The 6,948-nt window shown below is 66.3% G+C and carries 6 protein-coding genes; 5 read left to right on the top strand and 1 reads right to left on the bottom strand.

Features of this window, described 5'->3' with window-relative positions; genetic code table 11:
• The first annotated feature begins 140 nt into the window (after nt 1-140).
• The 3 genes from VIM54_RS09360 (at nt 141) to VIM54_RS09370 (ending at nt 3,576) form a co-directional block, all read left to right on the top strand.
• Entirely contained in the window at nt 141-1,667 is a 1,527-nt protein-coding gene (locus tag VIM54_RS09360) for a GMC oxidoreductase (protein ID WP_331900796.1), read from the top strand.
• A gap of 74 nt (nt 1,668-1,741) precedes the next feature.
• Nucleotides 1,742-2,935, top strand: a complete 1,194-nt coding sequence (locus VIM54_RS09365; RefSeq protein WP_331900798.1) for an ROK family transcriptional regulator — start codon at nt 1,742-1,744, stop codon at nt 2,933-2,935.
• 29 nt (nt 2,936-2,964) lie between these two features.
• Entirely contained in the window at nt 2,965-3,576 is a 612-nt protein-coding gene (locus tag VIM54_RS09370) for a hypothetical protein (RefSeq protein ID WP_331900799.1), read from the top strand.
• 455 nt (nt 3,577-4,031) lie between these two features.
• On the opposite strand, the gene VIM54_RS09375 is transcribed toward VIM54_RS09370, so the two are convergent.
• Nucleotides 4,032-4,304, bottom strand: a complete 273-nt coding sequence (locus VIM54_RS09375; RefSeq protein WP_331900800.1) for a hypothetical protein — start codon at nt 4,302-4,304, stop codon at nt 4,032-4,034.
• Between the two features lie 207 nt (nt 4,305-4,511).
• Here VIM54_RS09375 and VIM54_RS09380 point away from each other — a divergent pair, with 207 nt between their 5' ends.
• Nucleotides 4,512-5,516 (top strand): LacI family DNA-binding transcriptional regulator, encoded by a 1,005-nt coding sequence (locus VIM54_RS09380; protein ID WP_331900801.1) that lies wholly within the window; start codon nt 4,512-4,514, stop codon nt 5,514-5,516.
• Nucleotides 5,517-5,601: 85 nt separating this feature from the next.
• Nucleotides 5,602-6,852 (top strand): sugar ABC transporter substrate-binding protein, encoded by a 1,251-nt coding sequence (locus VIM54_RS09385; protein ID WP_331900803.1) that lies wholly within the window; start codon nt 5,602-5,604, stop codon nt 6,850-6,852.
• The last annotated feature ends 96 nt before the right edge of the window (nt 6,853-6,948 follow it).

Raw genomic sequence — 6,948 nt, forward strand, 5'->3', positions numbered from 1 at the left:
CTCCTGGAACCCGGCCTCGGGTCGCAGGGGCGACGAGGCCCGCATCTACGACACCGTCTCCATCACGGCATCGGGCCGTTACAACGACGTCGTGGATGCAGGACATCACGACGCACCGAGCAAGTAACGAAAGGCCCGACATGCGCGAAACACACTCCCCCGCCGACGTTCTGATCGTGGGCAGCGGGCTCATGGGGGCGGCCGTCGCACGGCAGGTGCGACTCGCCCACCCACGCGCGCGCATCGTGATGGTCGACGGCGGTTCGACCATCGGATCCATTCCCGGTCAGCATCTGCACGACACCCCCGAGCGGGAGATCTGGATGCGGTACAACGCCGAGGTCGAGTCGGGCATCCAGTCTCTCTATGTGGGCGCGGAGACCAGCCGCGACATCGGGGACACTGTCGCGGATGCCGATCCCGGCATGTACAACCTCGCCGCGTTTGGAGAACGGGCGGAGGCGATGCCGGCGAGCGCCGTCGCCTGGAACGTCGGCGGCATGGGCGTGCACTGGACCGCGGCGACACCCTGGCCGACCGGCGACGAGGTCTTCGATCACGGCGACCCCGAGCGGTGGGAGGCCGATCTCGAGACGGCGCGCGAGATACTGCGGGTACATTCGGCGCCGTTCCCACCGTCCCTGCCGGGCGCGGCGGTGCTCGCCAGGCTCGAGGCGCTGTTCGCCGACTCCAGCGCGCCCGGGCGGCATCCGCAGACCATGCCCATGGCAGTCGAGCCGGTGACCAGCGGGACTACGCCGCGCACCGGGCCCAACCGAATCTTCCCGGCCATCCGCACGGGGGCTGACCCGAACTTCGAGCTTCTCGAGGCGACCCTCGCCGTTGAGCTCGTGCACGACGGCGCGACAGTGGTCGGCGTGCGCGTGCGCGACGTGACGACGGGCACCGAGCGCGTGATTGCCGCGCACTCGACCGTCGTGTGCGCCGACACCATGCGCACGCCGCAGTTGCTCTTCGCCTCGGGCATCCGGATGCCGGCTCTCGGCCGGTACCTCAACGAGCACGCCTTCCTCACCGGCCAGGTACTCGTAGACCTCGATCGCCTGGGGCTCACGCTCGCCGATCTGCCACGGCGCCGCACGGGAGAGTGGTTCGCGGACTCGCTGTGGATTCCGCAGAACGGCGATGCCCAGCCCTTCCACGGCCAGATCATGAACAGCGTGTTTGTCGACGAGGACGAGGCTCCCCTCGCCTACTCGTTCGGCATGTCACTGTACGTTCCCAATGAGATCCGTGCCGAGAATCGGCTCGTCTTCTCGGAAACGGAAGCCGATGCCGCGGGCCTCCCTCTCATCTCCGTCGAGTTCACTTACTCCGCACGTGACCGCGCCCTCATCGATGACGCGCGCGCGACTATGAAGCGTACGGCCGAGGCGTTCGGACCGTTCGATCCGCAGGCCGATTCGATGCTGCTCGCACCCGGATCGTCGCTGCACTACACGGGCACGGTGCGCATGGGCGAGGCGGACAATGGCACGAGCGTCTGCGACCAGGAGGGCAGGGTCTGGGGATTCGACAACCTGTACGTCGCGGGCAACGGCGTTGTGCCCACCGCTGTGGTGTGCAACTCCACGCTCACTGGCATGATCACGGCGGTGCGCGCGGCTCGCGCTGTCTCGCGGCGGTTCGAGTCGGTTCGGGCGTGATGCGGCATGCTTGCAAGAGCATGAATCGTTGCCTTCCTGCCGAGGCCGACAGTACACACTCGAGAGGTGAGCGAATGGATGCCCCCGCCCGCATCGACCCCGCGATCATGAGGAAGCTCAACACGGGAACGTGCCTCCGCATCATCCGCGACCGACGGTCGCTCACGCTGGCCGAACTCGCCAAGGCGAGTGGACTCTCCCGGCGAACGGTCGAGCTCATTCTCGAAGCGCTGGTCTCGAACGGATACGTCGTCGAGACGGAGCCGTCGACCGAATCGCGATCGGTCGGCCGGCCTGCGCGCGCCTACTCGTTCAACCCGCGGACCGCCTACGCGATGGCGATCGAGATCGGCGAGGACATCGTTGCCGTGTCGATCTGCGACCTGGTCGGGACGCCCGTCGGGAGCGAGCGGAAGTCCATCGGCGGCGACAGCAAACGGGCCGAGCGCCTGGCCGCCGTGCGGGCATCCGTCACCAGGTTGTTCGACCGGCTCGGGGTGGCGCCGTCGGAGGTGTGGGCGGTGACGATCGCCTCGATGGGCGTCGTGCGCGACAGCGGGGTGGTCGATCTGCGGAGGAAGAACGGCGACCTCGTGATCGCGGGCGGCGACTGGTCGGGCTTCTCGCTCGCCGACGAGCTCGGCGACCTCTTCGAATGCGAGGTCGCGGTGGAGAACGACGCGAAGCTCGCCGCGATCGGCGAGGCCTGGCAGGGCGCGGCGCAGGGCGTTGGCAATTTCGTCTTCGTGCTCTCCAACGGGGTGCGCAGCGGCGTCGGCATCCTCATCGACGGGGAGCTGTACCGCGGCCACGACGGCCAGGCGGGCGAGGTGTTCTGGGCCGAGTCGTTCTTCAAGGTGGGCCGCGCGCTTCGTCCGAATGCGCTTCTGCAGCTCGGATCACCGGATGCGGCCGAGCGCACTGTCGCGGAGACCGTGCTGAGCCGGGCCCGCGCGGGAGACGCGGATGCCCTGCGGGCCGTCGGCGATCTCGCCGCGGATTTCACTCCCGCCCTTCACGCGATCGCCTGCCTCCTCGCGCCCGAGGTGCTGGTCATTGGCGGAACGACCAGCCAGGCGGGCGATCTGCTCGTGCCTGCCATCGAAGCGGAATTCGCTCGACTCGTCTCGCCCGGCACTCTGCTGCGGGCATCCGCGCTCGGCGACGACGCCGTCATCCGCGGCGCGCTCCGCCTCTCACTCGGCCGCATCGAGGCCGAACTCTTCTCGGGCGAGGAGCGACCTGCTCACCGCCGCGTTCCCGCCTGACTTTTCTGCTGGTACGAAAGGACTTCCCCGTGACCATCGACGGCCTTGCCCTCCGCTACTCGATCGAACTGCCCGATTGGGTGGCCGACGAGCTGAAAAACGTGCCAGACATCCTGCCCACCAGGGAGGACCGCATGGCGCTCGTGCACCGCCTGGCCGCGCGCAACTTCGTCGAGGGTAACGGCGGCCCCTTCGCGGCGATCGTCGTCGAGCGTGAGACCGGGCACCTCGTCTCGATCGGCGTCAATGTCGTGCTCGCGTCCGGCGTCTCCTCTGCGCACGCCGAAGTGGTGGCGTTGGGCATGGCCCAGACCCGTGTCGGCGGTTGGGACCTGGGCGGCAGGGATGTCGCGGCCCACGAGCTCGTGGTCAACTGGCGGCCGTGCGTGCAGTGCTACGGCGCCACGCTGTGGTCGGGTGTCACGTCGCTCGTCGTCGCCGGCTCGGGACCGGAGCTCGAAGAGATCACCACCTTCGACGAAGGCCCCATGGTGGATGACTGGGCGCAGCAGTTCGAAGCCCGAGGCATCTCGGTGCTCGACGGTGTGCTGCGCGACGAGGCCATCGCGGTCTTCCGCGACTATGCCACGCACACTGCAGCGGGCAAGGCGCCGGTTTACAACGCCAGGGGCACGTCCTAGTCTTCAGGCGATAGAGCCGCGCACTGCCACTCGGTGGACGCGCTCCGGCTGGACCGCGTGGGGTCTTTTGGCCGCTCGAAATCGCCTATCGTTGACGCCGGCCAGCGGGACGCATCCTGGTTGTCAGTCGAGCAGGGATCGAAGCGGGGTCCATCCGATCGGCAACGGGCCACGAATGTCCGCCTTTTCCCGGTCCGAGACCGCGGACCAGCCCTGGGCCTCTTGAGCAGTGGAGTTCGGACGACTCCTTGTACGACGCGCAAGCCGTCGTCCTCGAGGATCACATTGTGCGCGCTCCCGCGGCGACCTGATGCGCGGCAGCTCCGGCGTTTTCGACACAGAAATAGGCGAGCCGGTGACTTGGTGCACCATCGGGCAGGAAACCGTTCGAGTCCATCACACCCGCACGCTGTAGGCCGTCGATACTGAGTGCTGAATATCGGAACTCGTCCGTGTCACCCATCGACTGCGTCGTCGAACCAAACGCCTGCTGGTAGAACGTGAGCGCCGCCTGTTAACACCGCCGCATAGTCGCGCGAATGCAACTCGAACCAGGCCGGTGCGCCCGGCACGTCGGGGGCCCCGAAGCCCTTGCAGGTACCGAACTGCCACTCACCGACAAAGGCTCCGGAAGGGTCGATAACGAATCCCATCGTGCCCAGATCGCCGACTTCCCTCGGCTCCAGGGCAACCGAGCCACCATGAGAAACAACAGCTGGGTTCTTCATTGGATTGGGACTCTCCGCGCAGGCCTCGGAACGCAGGCCTCGGAACGCAGGCCTCGGAGCGCAGGCCTCGGAGCGTGTCTGCGGCTACGCGGTCAGCCGCACTCAATCTGGGTACGCTTCGGGCGTCAGGCTTGCGGAATCGCTTGCGGCGCGCTACATTCATCGAATCGGTTCGACGGCAAATCGGTTCAACGGAGAGCAAGGCACATGGCAACCATCGGCGACGTGGCGCGTGAGGCAGGGGTATCCCGCAGCACGGTCTCTTACGCGTTGTCCGGGAAGCGCCCCATCTCCCGCGAGACTCACGATCGCATCGACTCCGCGATCGCCCGACTCGGTTTCACGGTCAACGCGGGCGCTCGCGCACTCGCCACGTCGCAGACGATGGTTCTCGGCCTCCTCCTCCAGTTCCACGAGGACGAGTTCGCGCCGGCGATGCTCCAATATGTGCTGCCGGTGTCCGACACTGCTCGCGAGCTGGGCTATGACATCCTGATGGTCACCGATGCGGATGGCCCGAGCGCGGTGCGCCGAATCACATCATCCGAGATGGTTGATGGTGTCGTGCTGCTCGATGTCACTCATGCCGACGTGCGGCTCGAGGCACTTCGTGCGGCCCGTCAACCGGGGGCCCTGGTTGGTCTGCCCGGCGACACCGAGGACCTCGATGTCTTCGATCTCGACTTCGGAGAGTCCGCCCGGATGCTGGTCGATCACCTTTTCGCCCTCGGGCACCGCGAAATCATGCTGATTTCGCCGCCGAAACACGTCTTCGACCGGGGCGGTGCCTACGGCTGGCGTTTCCGCGATGCCGCGCTCGAGCGCGCGGCCAGGTATGGCATCCGCGTCTTTCCGTACTACGGCGAGTCCCAGCAGCCGGCGATCAACCAGAGCCTCACCCGCATTCTCGACGCGCGACCAACCGCGACGGCCATGATCGTCCATAACGATGCGACGATCGCTGCCCTCCCCGCACTGCTGCACGATCGTGGCGTGCGCGTACCTGACGATCTTTCGGTGGTCAGTCTCTACTCACAAGACTTCGGGCGAACCTTCTCGCTGCCGTACACGGCAATCGAGACCTCCCCGGACAAGCTGGGGCGCTACGCGGTCCAGCAACTGGTACGACGAATCATCAACCCGGAACAGGCAGGCCCGCCGGTTGTGCAATTCATCGCGCCAGAACTCACCGACCGGGGAAGCAGCAGGTAACACGGACTCCCCTGGCGGGGAATTCGTCAGCCCCCATCGAACCGGTTCGATCACCAATCACTGCACCATTCAGAGAGGAATACCCGTGATTATCACATCCAGGAAGGTGCGCGCCATCGGCGCCATCGTCCTCACCACCGCCCTCGTGGGCACGCTCGCCGCGTGCTCGTCCTCCGGCTCGAGTTCGTCGAGCGCCTCCGGCAAGTACACGTTCTGGGATCCGTACCCCCAGTACGACGCCAGCTCCGCATGGTCGAAGCTCGTCGTCGCCTGTGGCACGAAGGCGGGCGTCACAATCAAGCGCACGGGCTACGACACGACGGCGCTGACGAACAAGTCGCTCCTGGCGGGCCAGCAGGCCAACTCTGCTGACATGCTCCTCGTCGACAACCCCGTCGTCTCCACGCTCGCGGATGCGGGCATCCTCACCAGCACCGACGAGAACAAGCTCGACGTGTCGGCGATCGACAAGAACATCATCGCCGCTGGCGAAATCGGCGGAAAGACCTACGGTGTTCCGATCGGCGCCAACACGCTGGCGCTGTACTACAACAAGACGATTCTCAAGGCCGCGAATGTCGATGTGGCGTCGATCACCAATTGGGCGACGCTGACGGACGCGCTCGCGAAGGTCACGTCGGCGGGGAAGAAGGGCATCACCTTCTCCGGCATCAACACCGAAGAGGGCAGCTTCCAGTTCCTTCCCTGGTTCTGGGGATCGGGCGCCAAGCTCACCAAGCTCGACTCTCCCCAGGCCGTGTCCGCGCTGACGCTGTGGACCGACTGGCTGAAGAAGGGCTATGCGCCTAACTCGGTCATCCAGAACACGCAGACCACCAGCTGGCAGGAATTCGCCACCGGCGAGTTCGCGTTCGGTGAGAACGGCACCTGGAACCTCGGAAACGCGAAGAAGGCCGGTTTCGACTTCGGCATCCTCACCGTTCCCGCGGAAAATGGCGGCCCTGCTGCAGCGCCCACCGGTGGAGAGTTCCTGACGATCCCCGTGCAGAAGGATGCGGCACGCTACGCGGTGACCAAGAAGATCGTTGCCTGCCTCACCAGCACAGCGAACTTCGTCACGACGGACAACACGCTTTCCTATATCGCTCCGACGGCTGCCGCACAGCAGGCGCAGGTTGCGGGCAACGCGGACCTGAAGCCGTGGGTTGACGCGGTCAACGCGGCGAAGGGTCGCACCAGCGACAACCTCGGAACCAAGTACCCGAAGATCTCCGAGCAGCTGTGGACGGCCGTGCAGACGGCGCTCAGCGGTTCGCAGACTCCGGCGGCAGCTCTCGCGGCCGCTCAAACCGCCGCCGCGGCGGCAACCAAGTAGTAGCCGCACCACCACCGCATCACCGGCAGGAAAGTAGTTCATCATGACCACGTCAGCTGCTCACGCGAAGCAGACTGTGCGGGGCGAGGGTGGGGC

This window comes from Lacisediminihabitans sp., assembly GCF_036569425.1.
In the GTDB taxonomy this organism is placed as follows: Bacteria; Actinomycetota; Actinomycetes; order Actinomycetales; family Microbacteriaceae; genus Lacisediminihabitans.